The following is a 16,114-nucleotide window of genomic DNA, read 5'->3' as shown; positions in this document are numbered from 1 at the left end:
CCCGTCGGCACGGATCGGCTCAGTCGAGTTGGGCCAGGCCCTCGGTCGCGATGCGTTCGAAGACCGTCGGGTCCGCCTCGAAGACGGAGTCCGGCACCGGCCAGTGCAGCACCAGTTCGGTGATGCCCACCTCCCGGTAGCGGCCCGCGTAGTCGACGAACGCGTCCACCGAGTCCAGCGGTCGCTCCAGCGTCGAGCCCTGGAGCAGGACCTTCTCCAGCTCGTCGGGCTTGCGGCCCTCCTCCGCGCAGATGTCGGACAGCCGCGCCAACTGTCCGGCGATCACGGCGGGGCAGTCCTGTGCCGGGACGGCCTTGGGGTCGCGGGGGTCGCCGTAGCTGATCCAGCCCTCGCCGTGCCGCGCGGTCAGCCGCATGCCCCGGGGGCCGGTCGCCGCGATGTACATCGGCAGCCGCGGGCTCCGCCGGCCGGCCGGGATCATCCGGACGTCGTGGGCGGTGTAGTACGCGCCCTGCTCGGTCACCGCCGGCTCGGTGAGCAACCGGTCCAGCAGCGGAACGAACTCGGCGAAGCGGTCGGCGCGCTCGCGCGGGGTCCACTCCCGTTGTCCCAGGGCGGTCGCGTCGAACCCGGAGCCGCCCGCGCCGATGCCCGCGATCAGCCGACCGTCGGAGATGTCGTCGATCGCCGCGAGGTCCTTCGCGAGCGTGACCGGGTGCCGGAAGTTGGGCGACGTGACCATCGTGCCCAGACGCAGCCGCTCGGTGGCCGTCGCGGCGGCGGTGAGTGTGGGCACCGCGCCGAACCAGGGCTGCTCGCGGAAGCTGCGCCAGGACAGGTGGTCGTAGGTGTACGCGGCGTGGAAGCCGAGGTCCTCGGCGCGACGCCAGACCTTTTGGCCCTCGGTCCAGCGGTGGATCGGGAGGATCACAGTGCTCAAACGCATCCGTCGACCATACGTGCCCGACCGAGCGGGACCGGCGGACGGGCCGGCCGGCCCGTCGGCTACGGGACGTAGGCACCCGCGCGGGCCGCGGCCGCGGCGGCCGTCGCGGCGCGCTCCGCGCTTGCCTCGTCCAACGGGTCGCCACTGGCCAGCAGCCGGTAGTACAGCGGCCCCGATACCGCGCGGATCACCTCGTGCGGGTCGGTGCCCGGCGGCGCCTCGCCGCGCTCGATCGCGGCCTCGACGCAGGGCGCCCACTCCTTGATCCGGGTCGCGTAGAACGCGTGCAGCGCCTCCGAGGTCCGCGCGTCGCAGGTCGCCGCGGCGATCACCGCCTTGAACAGCGCCCCCTGCCGCTCGTCGGTGAGCGTGCGGCGGACCAGGTGCGCGTTGGCCCGCAGGTCGCCGAGCAGCGACCCGGTGTCGGCGCGCGACACCGAGCTCTCGGCCATGTCCACCAGCAGGTCCGCGACCAGGCCCGTGGTGTTGCCCCAGCGCCGGTACACGGTGGTCTTGCCGACCTCGGCGCGCTGTGCGACATCGGCCAGGTCGAGACCGGCGAAGCCGCGCTCGGCGAGCAGATCCCCGGCCGCGCGCAGCACGGCCTCGCGGACCCGGGCGGTGCGTCCGCCGGGTCGGACCGTGCCCGGATCGGCCGGTGCGTCGGTCGGTGCGGTCGGTGCGGCCGGTGCGTCGGCCGGTTCCGCAGAGCGGTCGGCGGAGCCGGGAGGGGGATCGCCGGCGAGACCATCCGAAGTCATAACGGGACTCCTGTTCCATTAAGTCGATCCAGCGTGCTACCTTCGGAACATCTTAACGGGAAAGCAGACCCGTTAGAGCATCTCGGGAGACGCACATGTCCACGCTCGACCACCGCGCGAGGCCCGTCGAGGCCGCGCCCGCCGCACCGCCCGCCGCACCGCCAGCCACATCGGCCGACGCATCGCCGGACGCCCCGCCCGAATCGCGCGGCGACCGGATGACCGGACAGCAGAAGCTGATCCTCACCCTTCTCCTCGGCGCCCAGTTCATGATCGCGGTGGACTTCTCGATTCTGAACGTCGCGCTGCCCGTGGTCGGCGAGGGCCTCGGCTTCTCGCTGAACAACCTTCAATGGGTGGCCACCGCGTTCGCGCTGACCGCCGCCGGATTCACCCTGCTCTTCGGCCGCGTCGCGGACTTGTTCGGCCGCAAGCGACTGTTCCTGGGCGGCATGGCCCTCCTGGGCGCCTCCTCGGCGCTCGGCGGCTTCGCCACCTCGCCCGAGATGTTGCTCACCGCGCGGGTGCTCCAGGGCCTGGCCACCGCCGCGGTGACGCCGGCCGGCCTGTCGCTTTTGACCACCGCGTTCAAGGAGGGACCGCTGCGGGATCGGGCGCTGGGCCTGAACGGCGCGCTGATGTCGGCGGGCTTCACCGCCGGAGCGGTCCTGGGCGGCCTGCTCACCGACATGCTGTCCTGGCGCTGGGCCTTCTTCGTCAACGTCCCCGTCGCCGCGCTGGTGCTGATCCTCGCGCCGTCCGTGATCACCGACTCGCGGCCGACCCACCGGCCCAAGCTGGACGTCCCCGGCGCGATCGCGGTCACCGGCGGTCTGCTGGCACTCGTCTTCGGGCTCACCCAGGCCGGCGCCGAGGGCTGGGGCGAGCCCACCACCCTCGGGGCACTGATCGCCGGTGCCGGACTCCTGGTCGCCTTCTGGTTCATCGAGCGAGGCTCCGCCTCACCGCTGGTCCCGGTCGGCATCATGAAGCGCCGCAGCGTGCTGTGGGGCAACATCACCGGCCTGATCGCGTTCGTCACCGAGACCTCGCTGGTCTTCCTGCTCACGCTCTACCTCCAGGAGGTCCTGGACTACTCGCCGCTGGCCACCGGGCTCGCGTTCGGCGTGCTGGGCATCGGCACGGTCATCGGCGGCACGCTCGGCGGCCGGGCGGTGGGCCGGTTCGGCACCCGCGCCACGATCGTCGGCGGCGGCGTCGTCCAGGCACTGGCCACGCTGTCGCTGGTCGCCCTCGGCAGCTCCGGCGGGTGGATCTGGCTGCTGCTCGCGGCGACCTTCGTCGGCGGCATCGGCAACATGCTGATGATCGTGGGCTTCATGGTCACCGCGACCTCGGGCCTGCCGGACGCCGAGCAGGGCCTGGCCACCGGTCTGGCCACGATGACCCAGCAGGTCGGCATCACGATGGGCATCCCGATCATGAGCGCGATCGCCACCGCGCGAATGAGCTCGCTCGGCAGCACCGGACCCGACGCGGTCCTGTCCGGGGTCGCCGTCGCGATCCTGATCGACTCGGCCCTGGTCCTGCTCGGGGCGCTGCTCGCGGGGCTGTTCCTGGCGCCGCGTCGGGCTCGGCGGACGACGGTCTGAGTGCCGACCGGCGGCTCGGCGGGCACCAACCTGGCCGCGCGGGCCCCGGCCCGCGTCCCGCGTCGCCCTGTCCCGCGCCGTCCCGTCCCGCTTCGTACGCCCGAGGCCGTACGACAAGTTCGTGCGCCCAGGCTTCACGACAAGACCGAGGAGGTTCGTCATGGCCGTGACCCGCACCACTCCCGACACTCTGCCGCCGACGATCATCGTTCCCGGCGCCGATCACGACGTCCCGGTCCGGGTCTTTCCCGGCGGAACCGGCTCGGCCGGCCTGCTGGTCTGGGCGCACGGCGGGAGCTGGCGCTCGGGAGCCACCGTCGACTGGGCGCCGGCCCTGGCCCACCTGGCGCGGATCGCGGCCACCACCGTGGTCGGTGTCGACTACCGACTGGCCCCCGAACACCCGCACCCCGCCGCGCTGATCGACGTCCTCACCGTGCTGGACTGGGCCGACGCCGAGCACGTCTCGGTCGGCGGGGACAGTGCCGGCGCCACGATCGCCGCGTCCGCCGCGCTGGCCCGGCGCGACCTCGGCCGGCCGCTCGCCGCGCAGGTGCTCGCCTATCCGCCGATCGACCCCGGGTGCCGAGCCGGGTCCTACCGCGGTCGGCGGGGAGCCTTCCCGTCCCGCGCGGCGCTGGGCTCGGCCTGGCGGGCGTACCGGGGCGAGGCGCCGACCCACCCGGCCGCCGCCGGCGCGCGACCGCTGTACAGCACGCCGGACGAGGCCGAGGACCTCACCGGGGTTGCCCCGGCGATCCTCGTGGTCGGCTCGCTCGACCCGGTCGTGGACGACGTCCGCGGCTACGCCCGCCGACTGCGCGCCGCCGGCGTCCCGATCGACCTGCACGAACTCGCCGGCACCGGGCATGGCGCCTTCCTGACCGACCCGGCCTTCCGACACCGCCTGGGCACCGCGTACGCCGCGGCCCACCGCACCGCGTCCCCGAGGAGGACCCGATGAACACCACCGCTCTGCTGCGGCACTTCGCGGACCTGCGCGATGGCACCCACGGCGACGTGGTCTCGCGCCGGGACAAGGAAAGGCTGTTCGGCGCGGCCGTCGCGCTGCTCGACCCACAGGCCCGCCGGGCGCTCGCCGAACTGGACGCCGACCTGCTGCTGGGCACCGGCGAGTACACCGCGAGCGGCGTCCGACGCGCGCCGGACGGCGGCTTGGAGGCGATCTGGGCGCTGTCCTGGCCCGAGCAGCGCGCGGCCGGCGTCCCGCCGATCACGCTGCGGGCGGTCTACGGCGCCGGCTTCCATCACCCGCACCTACGCGGCGGCACGGTCCGGGAATGGCCGCTGAACGTGTTCACCCCCGAGCAGGCCATCGAGGAACTGCCCACGCTGCGCACGATCGCCGCCGCCGATTTGCACAACCTGGTCTTCCTGCGGGACTTCCGGATCGTCCCGGCGACGACGCGACCGACGGGTGGCGAGCGGGTGCTTGGGGGTGCGGGGAGGGCTGAGAGCGGTGCTCGCGGGGTGAGCGGTGCTCGTGTTGAGAGCAGTGCTCGCGAGGAGAGCACTGCTCTCGACGTGAGCGCTGGTCAGGTCGAGAGCGCTGCTCGCGAGGAGAGCACCACTCACGTTGTGAGCAGTGGTCACCACGAGAGCACTGCTCACGTTGAGAGCAGCGGCCGCGTTGAGAGCACTGCTCACGTAGAGAACACCGCTCGCGAGAAGAGCACTGGTCGCGTTGAGAGCACTGCTCACAGCGAGAGCACTGCTCACGAAGAGAGCGCCGCCCGTGTTGAGAGCGCTGCTCACAGCGAGAGCGCTGTTCACGAAGAGAGCGCCGCTCACGAAGAGAGCACTGCTCGCGTTGAGAGCACCACCACCCACGCCGCACACGCCGTGCGCATCGAGAACGGAGCTTGATCATGTCCATCCGCCTCTCCGTCCTGGACCAGTCGCCGATCCCCGCGGGCGGTACGCCGGCCGACGCGCTCACCGCGACTCTCGACCTGGCCCGTACCGTCGACCGGCTGGGCTACCACCGCTACTGGGTGGCCGAGCACCACGGCTCGCCGAGCTTCGCCGGTACCGCGCCCGAGGTCTTGGTCGCGACGCTGCTTGCGCACACTCACCGGCTGCGGGTGGGCAGCGGCGGGGTGTTGCTGCCGCGCTACGCGCCGGCCAAGCCGGCCGAGGTCTTCCGGGTGCTGGCCGCGTTGTATCCGGACCGGGTGGACCTGGGGATCGGCCGCGCGGGTGGCCCGGCCGACCGTTTTCCACAGCAGGTGGCCGAACTGCTCGGGCACCTGGGCGACCCGGCGCAGGACTTCCCCGGGTACGTCCCGCCGCCGGTGTGGCTGCTCGGCGCGGGTACCCGATCCGCCGCCCTCGCCGCCGAACTGGGCACCCACTTCGCGTTCGCGCACTTCTTCAACCCCGGGCTCGGTGTCGGCGCGCTGGGCACGTTCCGCGCGGGGCCGGCGGGCGCGGACCGTACTCGCGCCGCCCTCGCGGTCCGCACGATCGTCGCGGACACCGAGGCCGACGCGAGCGAATTGGGCTCGGCGTACCTGCTCTGGCGCAGCCGCAAGGACCTCGGCTTCGACGAGCCCTTCCCGGACCGGGCGCGCACCCGCGCGCACCGCTGGACCGGCGCCGAGCGCGAGCGGGCCGGGCACAACGCGCGTGCGTTGCTGACCGGGACGCCCGAGCGGGTCCGGGCCGGGCTGGACGAGTTGGCCGACCGGCACGGGGTGGACGAGCTGGTGGTCAACACGTTCACCCACGACCCGGCCGACCGGGAGCGCTCGTACCGACTGCTGGCCGAGGTCTACGGCACGGTCGAGGCCGCCGGCACGCCGCTGCGGGGAGCCGCGTGACGCGACGATCGCGGATCGCACCGGCAGCACCGGTGCACCGGTCGCGTGGATCGGACTGGTCGCACCGGTTGCGCAGGTCGGACCGGTCGCACCGGTCGAAGGGGAAAGCCGGCGTGCGTGGACCTCGGGCCGCGGGCGCCGGCTTTTTGCCGCCCTATCGCGTGCACTATGCAGCTACTTGTAGGATGACCGGGCAACCCCACGAATTCGGGAGAGTCCATGTCGCTTCAGGCAGCCGGTCGGCGATCCCTCGTCGACGACGCGATCGACCAGCTCCGTGCCCAACTGACGGCCGGGACCTGGCCGATCGGTGCGCGCATCCCGAGCGAGAGCGTGATCGCCGAGCGGCTCCGGGTCGGCCGGAACACCGTGCGCGAGGCGATCAGGGTGCTCGTGCACGCCGGGATGCTGGAGTCGCGCCAGGGCGACGGGACCTACGTACGCTCGACCACCGACCCCGGCGACCTGGTCCGCCGGATCGAACACGCCGACCTGCGGGACATCTTCGAGATGCGCCGAGCGCTGGACGTGGAGGCCGCCCGGCTCGCCGCGCAGCGCCGGGACACCGCGGACCTGGACCGGATCCGGGCCGCTCTGAGCAGGCGCGGCGCGGCCGACGGCAGCGCGGACACCCCGGAACCGCACGACTTCGACCGGGGCGACGTGGCCGAGGGCGAGTTGGACGACCTGGTCGAGCAGGACGTGGCCTTCCACACCGCGATCGCCATCGCGTCGCACAACTCGGCGTTGGTCTCCACCTACCGCTGGTTCAGCGACTCGTTGTGGCGCAGCATCCGCACGGTGGTCGGCGACGGCACCCTGCCGGACGCGTCGCACGCCCTGCACGTGGCGTTGGCCGACGCGATCGAGGCGGGCGATCCGGACGCGGCCGAACGCGCCGTGCGGCGCATCCTCGAACCTGCCGTGATCGCCCTGGACGCACTGCTGCACGACCCGACAGGGCACCACCCCATGGAGCACGACGCATGAGCACGACCGAACTGCGCATACCCCCGACCGGCAGGTCCGGCCGGACCGGCACGAGCACCGCGCGGGCGACCGGCGGCGCGCTGCTGCTCGCCGGCATCGTGCTGATCGCGCTCAACATGCGGGCCGGGCTCTCCAGTGTGTCGCCGCTGGTGGGCGAACTGCGCGAGGTGTTCCACCTGTCCGCGACCACGGGCAGCCTGATCACCGCGATACCCGTGCTGTTCCTGGGCCTGATCTCGCCGCTCGCGCCGATCGCGGCCCGCCGGTACGGCACCGAGACGGTGCTGCTCGGCGCGCTCGTCGTGGTGGGCGTCGGGATCCTGCTGCGGGTGATTCCCGACCTGACCGCGCTGTTCGCGGGCGGCGCGCTCGTGGGCGCCGGGATCGCGGTGCTGAACGTGCTGATGCCGGGTGTGGTCAAGCGCGAGTTCCCGCATCGGGCGGCGGCGATGATCGGCGTGTACAGCGCGGCCATGGTGTTCGGCGCGGCGGTCTCGGCCGGCGCGACGATGCCGCTGGAGAAGGCGATCGGGCACGGCTGGCAGCCGGCGCTCGGCGTCTGGGCGCTGCTCGCCTTCGCGGCGGTGGCGGTCTGGCTGCCGCACGTGCGCCGTCGGCGCGGGAGCGTCGCGGCGGCGATGCCGCACGTGCCGGGTCTGTGGAGGTCGCCGCTGGCCTGGCTGGTGACCGGCTTCATGGGCCTGCAGTCGCTGTTGTTCTACGTACTGCTGGCGTGGATGCCGACCATCCTCACCGACAACGGGATGGGCAAGGGCACCGCGGCGACGATCTTCGCGTTCAACACGTTCGTCCAGATCCCGGCCTCGCTCGCGGGGTCGATCATCGCCGGTCGGATGCGCAACCAGAGCCCGTTGGTGATCGCCTCGATCGGGCTGGTCGCGGCCGGCTACGTGGGGCTGATGGTCGCGCCGACGGGCGGTGCGTGGTTGTGGGCGGTGCTCCTGGGGCTGGGGCAGGGCGGCGCGGTCTCGCTCGCGCTGACCCTGATCGTGCTGCGCTCGCCGGATCCGAACACGGCCGCGCAACTGTCCGGGATGGCCCAGGCGGTCGGGTACGTGCTCGCCGCGTTCGGGCCGTTGGCCGCCGGGGCGCTGCGTCAGGCGACCGACGGGTGGACCGTGCCGATCGTGTTGATGCTGGTGTTGTGCGTGTGCGCCCTCGCCTGCGGGGTGGGCGCCTCGCGCCCGATGCACGTGCGCGTGGCGCGCGAGGTCGTGCCGGGCGATCGTGCACCCGTCGGGTGAGGTGGGACGAGGCTCGGCTCGCCGGAACGGGTGCTCAGTGGTCGGGGAACAGCCGTTCCAGGACCACCGCGACGCCGTCGTCCATGTTGGACAGGGTCACCTCGTCCGCCACGGCGAGCAGTTCGGCGTGGGCGTTGGCCATCGCGACGCCGTGTGCCACCCACTTGAACATCGCGACGTCGTTGGGCATGTCGCCGAACGCGATGGTGTCCGCGGCCCTGGCCCCCAGCTTGCGCGCGGCCAGGGACAGGCCGACCGCCTTGCTCAGGCCCAGGGGCAAGAGCTCGACGATGCCCGTCCCGGCGTGCGTGACGTCCACCAGACCGGCGCAGATCTTGCGCGCGCACGCGGTCAACCGGTCGTCGTCGTAGTCCTCGTGGTGCAGGTAGAGCTTGAGGATCGGCTCCGACCACAACTCGTCGCGGTCTCGGACCACACGCACCGGCAACACCGGGTTGTACGGGTAGCCGTGCTCCACCACGATCTCGCCGCACAGGCCATCCCGGCTGACCGCGAACCGCACCGCGCCCAGTTCCTCGGTCAACCGCTCGGTGGCGAGCCTGGCCAGCTGCCGGTCCAGCGTGACCGACGTGAGCAGTCGGTCCTCGCCCGCGTGGTAGACCTGCGCGCCCTGCCCGCACACCGCGAGGCCCCGGTAGCCCAGCGCCTGGAACACCGGACGGGTCCAGGTCACCGCCCGCCCGGTCACTATCACGTGCTTCGCGCCGGCCGCGGTGACCCGGGCCAACGCCGCACGATTGCGCTCCGAGACGGTGTGGTCCTCGCGCAGGAGCGTGCCGTCCAGGTCGGTGGCGACCAGGGAGAAGGTCACGCCTGCACCGGTTCCAGCACCTCACGGCCGCCGAGGAAGGGACGCAGCGCCTCGGGTACGACGACCGAGCCGTCCGCCCGCTGGTGGTTCTCCAGGATCGCCACGATCGTGCGCGGCACCGCGCACAGCGTGCCGTTGAGCGTGGCCAGCGGGCGGGTGCCCTGCTCGTCGCGCATCCGCACCTGGAGCCGGCGGGCCTGGAACTCGGTGCAGTTCGAGGTGGACGTGACCTCGCGGTACTTGCCCTGGGTCGGAATCCACGCCTCGATGTCGAACTTGCGCGCGGCCGAGGAGCCGAGGTCGCCGGACGCGACGTCGATCACCCGGTAGGGCAGTTCGAGCCGGTTCAGGAACTCCTTCTCCCACGCCAGCAGACGCCGGTGCTCCGCCTCGGCCTCCTCGGGCGCGACGAAGCAGAACATCTCGACCTTGTCGAACTGGTGCACCCGGATGATGCCGCGGGTGTCCTTGCCGTACGTACCGGCCTCGCGGCGGAAGCACGGCGAGAAGCCGGCGTAGCGCAGCGGCAGTTCGGCGGCCGGGATGATCTCGTCCATGTGGTACGCCGCGAGCGGTACCTCGGCGGTGCCCACGAGGTAGTAGTCGTCGGCCTCGAGGTGGAACACGTTCTCCGCGGCCTGGCCGAGGAAGCCGGTGCCCTCCATCGCGGGCGGGCGCACCAGCGCGGGCGTCAGCATCGGCGTGAAGCCGGCCTCGGTCGCCTGCGCGATCGCCATGTTGACCAGCGCGAGTTCGAGGAGCGCGCCGATGCCGGTCAGGTAGTAGAAGCGCGAGCCGGAGACCTTCGCGGCCCGCTCGACGTCGATCGCCTTGAGCACGCGACCCAACTCGACGTGGTCGCGCGGCTCGAAGCCCTCGGCCGCGAAGTCGCGCGGGGTGCCGATCTCCTCGATCGTGACGAAGTCTTCCTCGCCGCCGACCGGTGCGTCCGGGTCGATCAGGTTGGCCAGCGCCTTGAGCAGCCGGTCGGTCTCGGCCTTGGCCTCGGCCTGCTCCGCGTCGGCGCTCTTGACCTCACCGGCCAGCGCCTGGGCCCGGGTCAGCAATTCCTGCCGCTCGTCGCCCTTGGCCTTGGAGACCTGCTTGCCCATCGACTTCTGCTCGTTGCGCAGCGCGTCGAACCGGGAGCCCGACGAGCGGCGGAGCTCATCCGCCGCGAGCAGCGCGTCGACGATGGTCTCGTCCTCGCCGCGAGCGCGCTGCGAAGCGCGGACACGGTCGGGATCCTCACGGAGCAGTCGCAGGTCGATCACACCCGAAGCCTACCGGGGGACCGCCAACGGATTTCCCGAGTGCGTCGAAGCCGATGGCGGGTGAATGAAGTGACGGGCGGGATTCGGGCTAAGAATGAGAGATGACCTCCACCCCGACCTGGACCAGAAGGCGCCTCGACCCCGACCGACGGTTCGGCCTCAGGATCACCCTGGTCGCACTCGCCCTGCTCGTGGGCGCCCTGCCGTTCGGGCTGCTCGCCCTCCTGGTGGAAACCAAGTGGTCGCCGCTGCTCGACCTGGACAAGGACGTCGCGACCGGGCTGAACGACTGGGTCCGCGAGCATCCCGGATGGCAGCACGCGCTGCGGATCCTCAGTGACTGGGTCTGGGATCCGAACATGTACCGCCTCCTGGTCGCGATCATGTGCGTGTGGTTGTGGTGGCGCGGCGCCCGTCGGCTGGTGGTGTGGGCGGTCGTCACGATGGCGGTCGGCGGGCTGCTGGGCGCGATGTTCAAACTCGTCTTCACCCGGGCCCGGCCGAATCTGCCCAACCCGGTCGATCACGCGGGCGGTTGGTCCTTCCCGTCCGGGCACGCGTTGATGGGCGTGGTCGGCCCCGGAGTGCTGCTGTTGGCGCTGCTGCCGCTGATCCCGCGGGCGTGCCGGCCGATCGCGTGGGTGGTCGCGATCGCATCGGCGGTGGGTGTCGGGTTCACCCGGGTCGCACTCGGTGTGCACTACGTCACGGACGTGCTCGGCGGCTGGGTGCTCGGCCTGATAGTGCTCGCCGCGACGTCCGCGGTCTTCGAATGGTGGCGTCGCGACGCCGGACTGCGGGATGTGGACGCGACCGACGAGGGGCTGGAACCGGAGATCGACGGGCACGATCCGGATCCGGAGATTCGGCACATTAGGCCCGGAACGGAGGGGCACTCTTCGGATCGGCGGAACTGAAGGATCCGTGGCCGGGTAAGAATGTCGGTCATGCTGACCGAAGCAGGACGGTTCCTGCGCCGTATCGTCCTGCCCCTTGCCATATTGACCTTCGTCATGGTCGGCCTCGGTCTGCTGATCACCAAGAGCCTGGACGGTGTCTGGCCGTTCACGATCGAGGACGACCTCGACCGCACCTTCGCCGAGCATCGCTCGGGGGGCTGGAACGACGCCACCCACCTGTTCTCCACCCTGGCCGACACCCGTGTGATCATCGCCACCACGCTGCTCGCGGCGGTGGTGGCCCGGATCGTCGGCCACTCCTGGCGCGGCCCGCTGTTCCTGGCCTGTTCGGTGGCCGGTCAGGCCCTGGTGTTCTTCCTCGTGCAACTCTTCGTCTCGCGGGACCGGCCGGACGTGCCGCGCCTGGACGAGGCCGCCGCGACGTCGAGCTTCCCCTCCGGGCACACCGGCGCCGCGTTCGCGTTGTACGCCGGGCTGGCGGTGCTGCTGGCGAGCCGGCTGCGCGGGCGCGCGGTGGTCGCCCTGGTGTGGGTGCTGCTCGGCGCGGTGCCGCTGGCGGTGGCCGGGAGCCGGATGTACCGGGGCATGCACCACCCCAGCGACGTGCTGATGTCGCTGCTGTACGCGAGCGTTGTGCTGGCGGTGATGAACCGCGCGCTGTTGTCCCCGAAATCGATCTGGGGATTTCGATCCCGCCGGCGCGAGGCGCCGCAGGGGGCGGACGGCGGACGGCCGCGCGCGGCGCTGGTGGTCAACCCGATCAAGCTCGACGTCGCCGAGTCGCGCACCCGGATCGACCGGATCATGCAGGACGCCGGGTGGGCCGAGCCGCTGTGGCTGGAGACGACCGTGCTCGACCCCGGCGCCGGGGTGACCGCCAAGGCGCTGGCCGAGGGGGTCGACCTGGTCATAGCGGCGGGCGGCGACGGCACGATCCGCGAGTGCGCCGGCGCGCTGGCCGGTACGGACACCCCGCTCGCGGTGATCCCGGCGGGCACCGGCAACCTGCTCGCGCGCAACCTCGGGCTGCCGATCGACGTGGCCGACGCGCTGCACGTCGCGATGCACGGGCGCGACCGGCGGATCGACCTGGGCACGGTGGACCCGGACGAAGAACTCGCCGGCACCGCGGGCGTGGAACCGCGCTGCTTCACCGCGATGGCCGGCATCGGCCTGGACGCGGCGATGGTCGCGGACGCGCCGGACGCGCTCAAGAAGAAGGTCGGCTGGCCCGCGTACGTGGTCTCCGGGGCCCGGCACCTGCGCGATCGGCGGATGCGGGTGACGCTGACCGTCGACGACGGCGAGCCGATCCGGCGGCGGGCCCGAATGGTGCTGGTCGGCAACGTCGGCGCGCTCCAGGCCGGCATGCAACTGCTGCCCGGGGCCACGCCGGACGACGGGCTCCTGGACGTCGTGGTGTTCGCGCCGTACGGGATGACCGGCTGGGCGCACGCCACGGTGCGGGTGATAGGCCGGCGCCGTGACCAGGAGCCGGCCGTGGTGCCGGTCAAGCAGCAACGGCTGCGCCCGATCGAGCACTTCACCGGTCACCGGGTGCTGATCGAGACCGATCGCCCGGAGCCGCGCGAGTTGGACGGCGACCCGATCGGGCCCGGCACCCGGCTCTCGGTCCGGATCCGGCCCGGCTCGCTCACGGTGCGTGTTCCCTGAGGCCTCGCCGCGGAGCGTCGACTCAGATCCCGCCGCCGCGAGCGCGCGCCAGCCACTCGCTCGCGTTCGCGAACTCGGCGTCCGAGGTCCCGCGACGCAGCGTCGGACGGACCTGGTCGGCACGCGGATAGGACCCGAGGAAGCGCACCGCCGCGCACACCCGACGCAGCCCCATCAGCGCCTCGCCGACCCGCGCATCCGCGACATGGCCCTCGGCGTCCATCGAGAAGAAGTAGTGCCCCAGCCCGTCCCCGGTCGGCCGCGACTCGATCCTGGTCAGGTTGACCCCGCGGACCGCGAACTCCTGGAGGATCTCCAGCAGCGCGCCCGGGTGGTCGTCCACGATGTACGCGACCACCGTGGTGCGGTCCGCGCCGGTGGGCCGGGTGGGCCGGTCCGGGCGCTCGACCAGCACGAAGCGGGTGACCGCGCCCTCGACGTCGTGGATGTCGGTGATCAGCGGCACCAGGCCGTACGGCGCGGCCGCGAACTCGCCCGCCAGGGCCGCGTCGTAGCGCCCCTCCTGGACCAGCCGGGCGGCGTCGGCGTTGGACGCGGACGAGTACCAGTGCGCGTCGGGCAGGTTCGTCGTGAGCCAGTTGCGTACCTGCGGTTGCGCGTGCGAGTGGCTGGAGATGGTCTTGATGTCGTCCAGGCCCACGCCCGGACGCACCAACAGCGCGAACGCGATCGGCAGCAGCACCTCGGCGGTGATCACCAGCGGGGCGCCGGTCGCCAACTCGTCCAGCGTGATGGACACCGCGCCCTCGACCGAGTTCTCCAGCGCGACCACCGCGCCGTCGGCGTCGCCGCGCCGGACCGCGTCCAGGGCGGCGGGCACCGACTCCATCGGGGTGACCTCGGCGTGCTCCGCGCCGGGCAGCGTACGCAGCGCGGCCTCGGTAAAGGTGCCCGCGGGGCCGAGGTAGGTCCAGCGGGGCGCGGCGGCGGGCGTACGAGCGTCGGACATGTCGTCACTGTACTGAGCCGGCCGGCGTGTATCGGCCGTGTTCCGGGGTGCGGACGGGTGGGCTGCGACGGTTGCGGGAGGCGGGTGCCCGCGGTGTGTGCACGCGTTGTGGACTGTGGACGCCCGCGCTGCGCGGTACCGCCGAGAGGGTGAGGCTGGGCCTGTGGAAAACGCCACGACGCTGCTCCCGGTGACCCCCACCCTGGGGATCGTCACCGTGCTGCTCCTGGTCGTCGCCATGGCGGTCGCGGGGGTGGCGCGACTGGGCCACGGCCGGGCGGTGGTGGTGGCCGGGCTCCGGGCGACGGCGCAGTTGCTCGCGGTGTCCTTCGTCATCACACACGTGGTGGACCGACTCGGCTTCGCGGGTCTGTTCGTGGTGATGATGTACACCGTCGCGGCCTTGACAGCGGCCGGGCGGGTGACCGCGAACCGACGGTTGTTCTGGCCCGCGGTGCCGATCGTGACGGCGACGGCGCCGACTCTGGTCCTGCTGTGGGCGACCGGTCTGCTGCCTGCCGAGGGCATCGTGCTGATCCCGATCGCGGGCATCCTGATCGGCGGTGCGATGACCGCGACGGTGCTGGCGGGGCGGCGGGCGCTGGAGGAGTTGGCACAGCGCCACGGTGAGGTCGAAGCGGCTCTGACCTTGGGTTTCTCCGATCGCGACGCGGCGATGGAGATCTGTCGGCCGACCGCGGCGGGGGCGCTGATCCCGGCTTTGGACCAGACCAGGACGGTGGGGTTGGTGACCCTGCCCGGGGCCTTCGTGGGCATGTTGCTCGGCGGGGCGACACCGCTGCAGGCGGGGGCGGTGCAGTTGTTCGTGTTGGTCGCGCTGCTTCAGGTCCAGGCGGTCGCGGTGGCTTTGACCATCGAGTTGGCGGCGCGGGGGCGGCTGGCGCGGACGCAGTCGGGTCAGGGGCACAAGGGCGGCTCGGGCACGTAGCGGTAGGTCTGGCCGCGCACCGCCGAGCGCATGGTCGAGTCGCTCACACCGTGCTCGCGAGCGAGGCGATAGACCGACACCCCGTCCCGGGCCCGACGCCGGCACTCGGCGACGACCTCGGGGGTGAGACGACGCCGATCACCGGGTGTGGGTAGTTGCGCGGGCCTGTGGATAACCCTGTGGAAATCGCTGTGGAGAACTTGGGTGGGGCTGTGGGTTTCCGAGGTGGGAGGGGTCGCGTTAGAGGTAACTGTGGACAACGGAGCCGCCGACTCGAACCCGGTGGTGAGGCGGGCGACGGCCATGGTGTTGATCTCGATCGCCTTGGTGAGATCGCCGGTGCGGGCGGCGAGATCGGTGATCGAACCGATCGCGCGGGAGAGCAGCGCATCCATGTTTTCGCTGGTGGCGGGGGTGTAGCGGCCGGTTCGGCGGATGGTGGGGAGGACGTCGTGGGTGACCCAGCGGCGGAAGGGTTTGGCCGTCGTCTTGTTGCTCCGCAGGATCAGCGAGTAGAGACCGGCCTCGCTGATGAAGGTCATGTTCGGATTGCCACCGGGGTCGGAGGTTCCGTAAGGATTGCTTACGGAACCCCTCTGAGCTGCGGTTTTCCCGACGCGGACGCTGGTTTTTTCGTCGGCGTCGAGGTTTGAGACCGCCATGCGGGAGTTGGTGTGGTCGAGCACGGCGCACACATCCGTCGCGCAGAACCACGGGTCGCCGTCGATCATGACGATGCGTACCTGGGTCTCCTCTGTGTACATGAAGATCTCGACGATGTTCTCGTGGCTCATGCCAGTTCCTCGCTTGTTCCGGCTCGATGGTGTTGTTTGTCCCGTTTGGTTCCGTAAGGATTTCTTACGCTATCCGTCTGACCTGTGGTTTTGCAGACGAGTCCTGACCCGATCGATGCCTTGCGGGCTGCTGTCGCTGCACGGCTTCAAGCGGCTTTCGTGTCCCTCGAACGGCTCATTGCGTTCGCCCATATGTATGAACGAGCGTGGGGCGGTCGGGTTACGTGCCGGTTGGTGGATCTGTTCGCCCTCGGGGGATTCGCGAGGCTGGGCGGCCGGATGAGGCTTATCGGTGGGTATCGTTTGATCTCATTGCGTGATC

15 protein-coding genes are annotated in these 16,114 nt (G+C 71.7%); 9 read left to right on the top strand and 6 right to left on the bottom strand.

The genetic code is table 11. The annotated features are described in order from the left end of the window. Positions 1 to 19: 19 nt before the first annotated feature. Positions 20 to 907 (bottom strand): LLM class flavin-dependent oxidoreductase, encoded by an 888-nt coding sequence (locus tag ACIRL2_RS25575; RefSeq protein WP_395867653.1) that lies wholly within the window; start codon positions 905 to 907, stop codon positions 20 to 22. A 59-nt stretch (positions 908 to 966) separates the two neighbouring features. Further along, positions 967 to 1,668 carry a TetR/AcrR family transcriptional regulator gene (locus ACIRL2_RS25570; protein ID WP_402234743.1) on the bottom strand — a complete coding sequence of 234 codons (702 nt, stop codon included), beginning with the start codon at positions 1,666 to 1,668 and terminating at the stop codon, positions 967 to 969. A 95-nt stretch (positions 1,669 to 1,763) separates the two neighbouring features. Between ACIRL2_RS25570 and ACIRL2_RS25565 the strand changes: the two genes are divergently transcribed. From ACIRL2_RS25565 to ACIRL2_RS25540, 6 genes are all read left to right on the top strand, one after another. After that, positions 1,764 to 3,281, top strand: coding sequence for an MFS transporter (locus tag ACIRL2_RS25565; protein ID WP_395867649.1), 1,518 nt, complete (start codon positions 1,764 to 1,766; stop codon positions 3,279 to 3,281). A gap of 160 nt (positions 3,282 to 3,441) precedes the next feature. Next, positions 3,442 to 4,245, top strand: coding sequence for an alpha/beta hydrolase fold domain-containing protein (locus tag ACIRL2_RS25560; RefSeq protein WP_402234740.1), 804 nt, complete (start codon positions 3,442 to 3,444; stop codon positions 4,243 to 4,245). Then, positions 4,242 to 5,168, top strand: a complete 927-nt coding sequence (locus ACIRL2_RS25555; RefSeq protein ID WP_402234737.1) for a hypothetical protein — start codon at positions 4,242 to 4,244, stop codon at positions 5,166 to 5,168. The genes ACIRL2_RS25560 and ACIRL2_RS25555 overlap by 4 nt, the downstream gene beginning before the upstream one ends. A gap of 2 nt (positions 5,169 to 5,170) precedes the next feature. Beyond that, a complete protein-coding gene (locus ACIRL2_RS25550; protein ID WP_402234734.1) occupies positions 5,171 to 6,124 on the top strand; it encodes an LLM class flavin-dependent oxidoreductase in 954 nt (317 codons plus the stop codon). 219 nt (positions 6,125 to 6,343) lie between these two features. Beyond that, a complete protein-coding gene (locus ACIRL2_RS25545; protein WP_402234732.1) occupies positions 6,344 to 7,114 on the top strand; it encodes a FadR/GntR family transcriptional regulator in 771 nt (256 codons plus the stop codon). Continuing rightward, positions 7,111 to 8,379, top strand: coding sequence for a CynX/NimT family MFS transporter (locus ACIRL2_RS25540; protein WP_402234730.1), 1,269 nt, complete (start codon positions 7,111 to 7,113; stop codon positions 8,377 to 8,379). The genes ACIRL2_RS25545 and ACIRL2_RS25540 overlap by 4 nt, the downstream gene beginning before the upstream one ends. A 34-nt stretch (positions 8,380 to 8,413) precedes the next feature. Here the strand turns inward: ACIRL2_RS25540 and ACIRL2_RS25535 are convergent, their stop codons facing one another. Both ACIRL2_RS25535 and serS read right to left on the bottom strand, forming a co-directional pair. Then, a complete protein-coding gene (locus ACIRL2_RS25535; RefSeq protein ID WP_395867637.1) occupies positions 8,414 to 9,211 on the bottom strand; it encodes an HAD family hydrolase in 798 nt (265 codons plus the stop codon). Next, positions 9,208 to 10,485: a serine--tRNA ligase gene (gene serS / locus ACIRL2_RS25530; RefSeq protein WP_402234728.1), complete on the bottom strand. Its 1,278-nt coding sequence runs from the start codon at positions 10,483 to 10,485 to the stop codon at positions 9,208 to 9,210. The genes ACIRL2_RS25535 and serS overlap by 4 nt, the downstream gene beginning before the upstream one ends. Positions 10,486 to 10,586: 101 nt before the next feature. On the opposite strand from serS, the gene ACIRL2_RS25525 reads away from it, so the two are divergent. Together ACIRL2_RS25525 and ACIRL2_RS25520 are read left to right on the top strand one after the other, a co-directional pair. Beyond that, positions 10,587 to 11,402, top strand: a complete 816-nt coding sequence (locus ACIRL2_RS25525) for a phosphatase PAP2 family protein (RefSeq protein WP_402234725.1) — start codon at positions 10,587 to 10,589, stop codon at positions 11,400 to 11,402. A 30-nt stretch (positions 11,403 to 11,432) separates the two neighbouring features. Further along, the gene (locus ACIRL2_RS25520) at positions 11,433 to 13,079 is read left to right on the top strand and encodes a diacylglycerol kinase family protein (protein ID WP_402234722.1); all 1,647 of its coding nucleotides are present in this window, start codon (positions 11,433 to 11,435) and stop codon (positions 13,077 to 13,079) included. 22 nt (positions 13,080 to 13,101) lie between these two features. Here the strand turns inward: ACIRL2_RS25520 and pheA are convergent, their stop codons facing one another. Further along, positions 13,102 to 14,049, bottom strand: coding sequence for a prephenate dehydratase (gene pheA / locus ACIRL2_RS25515; RefSeq protein ID WP_395867629.1), 948 nt, complete (start codon positions 14,047 to 14,049; stop codon positions 13,102 to 13,104). A gap of 163 nt (positions 14,050 to 14,212) precedes the next feature. Here pheA and ACIRL2_RS25510 point away from each other — a divergent pair, with 163 nt between their 5' ends. Further along, positions 14,213 to 14,998: an ABC transporter permease gene (locus tag ACIRL2_RS25510; RefSeq protein ID WP_402234719.1), complete on the top strand. Its 786-nt coding sequence runs from the start codon at positions 14,213 to 14,215 to the stop codon at positions 14,996 to 14,998. On the opposite strand, the gene ACIRL2_RS25505 is transcribed toward ACIRL2_RS25510, so the two are convergent. Further along, positions 14,968 to 15,792 carry a BRO family protein gene (locus tag ACIRL2_RS25505; protein WP_402234717.1) on the bottom strand — a complete coding sequence of 275 codons (825 nt, stop codon included), beginning with the start codon at positions 15,790 to 15,792 and terminating at the stop codon, positions 14,968 to 14,970. The two genes, ACIRL2_RS25510 and ACIRL2_RS25505, sit on opposite strands and share 31 nt — an antisense overlap. Between the last annotated feature and the right edge of the window lie 322 nt (positions 15,793 to 16,114).

The organism is Embleya sp. NPDC127516 (assembly GCF_044765325.1).
Lineage (GTDB): Bacteria > Actinomycetota > Actinomycetes > Streptomycetales > Streptomycetaceae > Embleya.
Note: the sequence above shows the minus strand (reverse complement) of the source record. Positions and strands in the feature narration are given on the sequence as shown.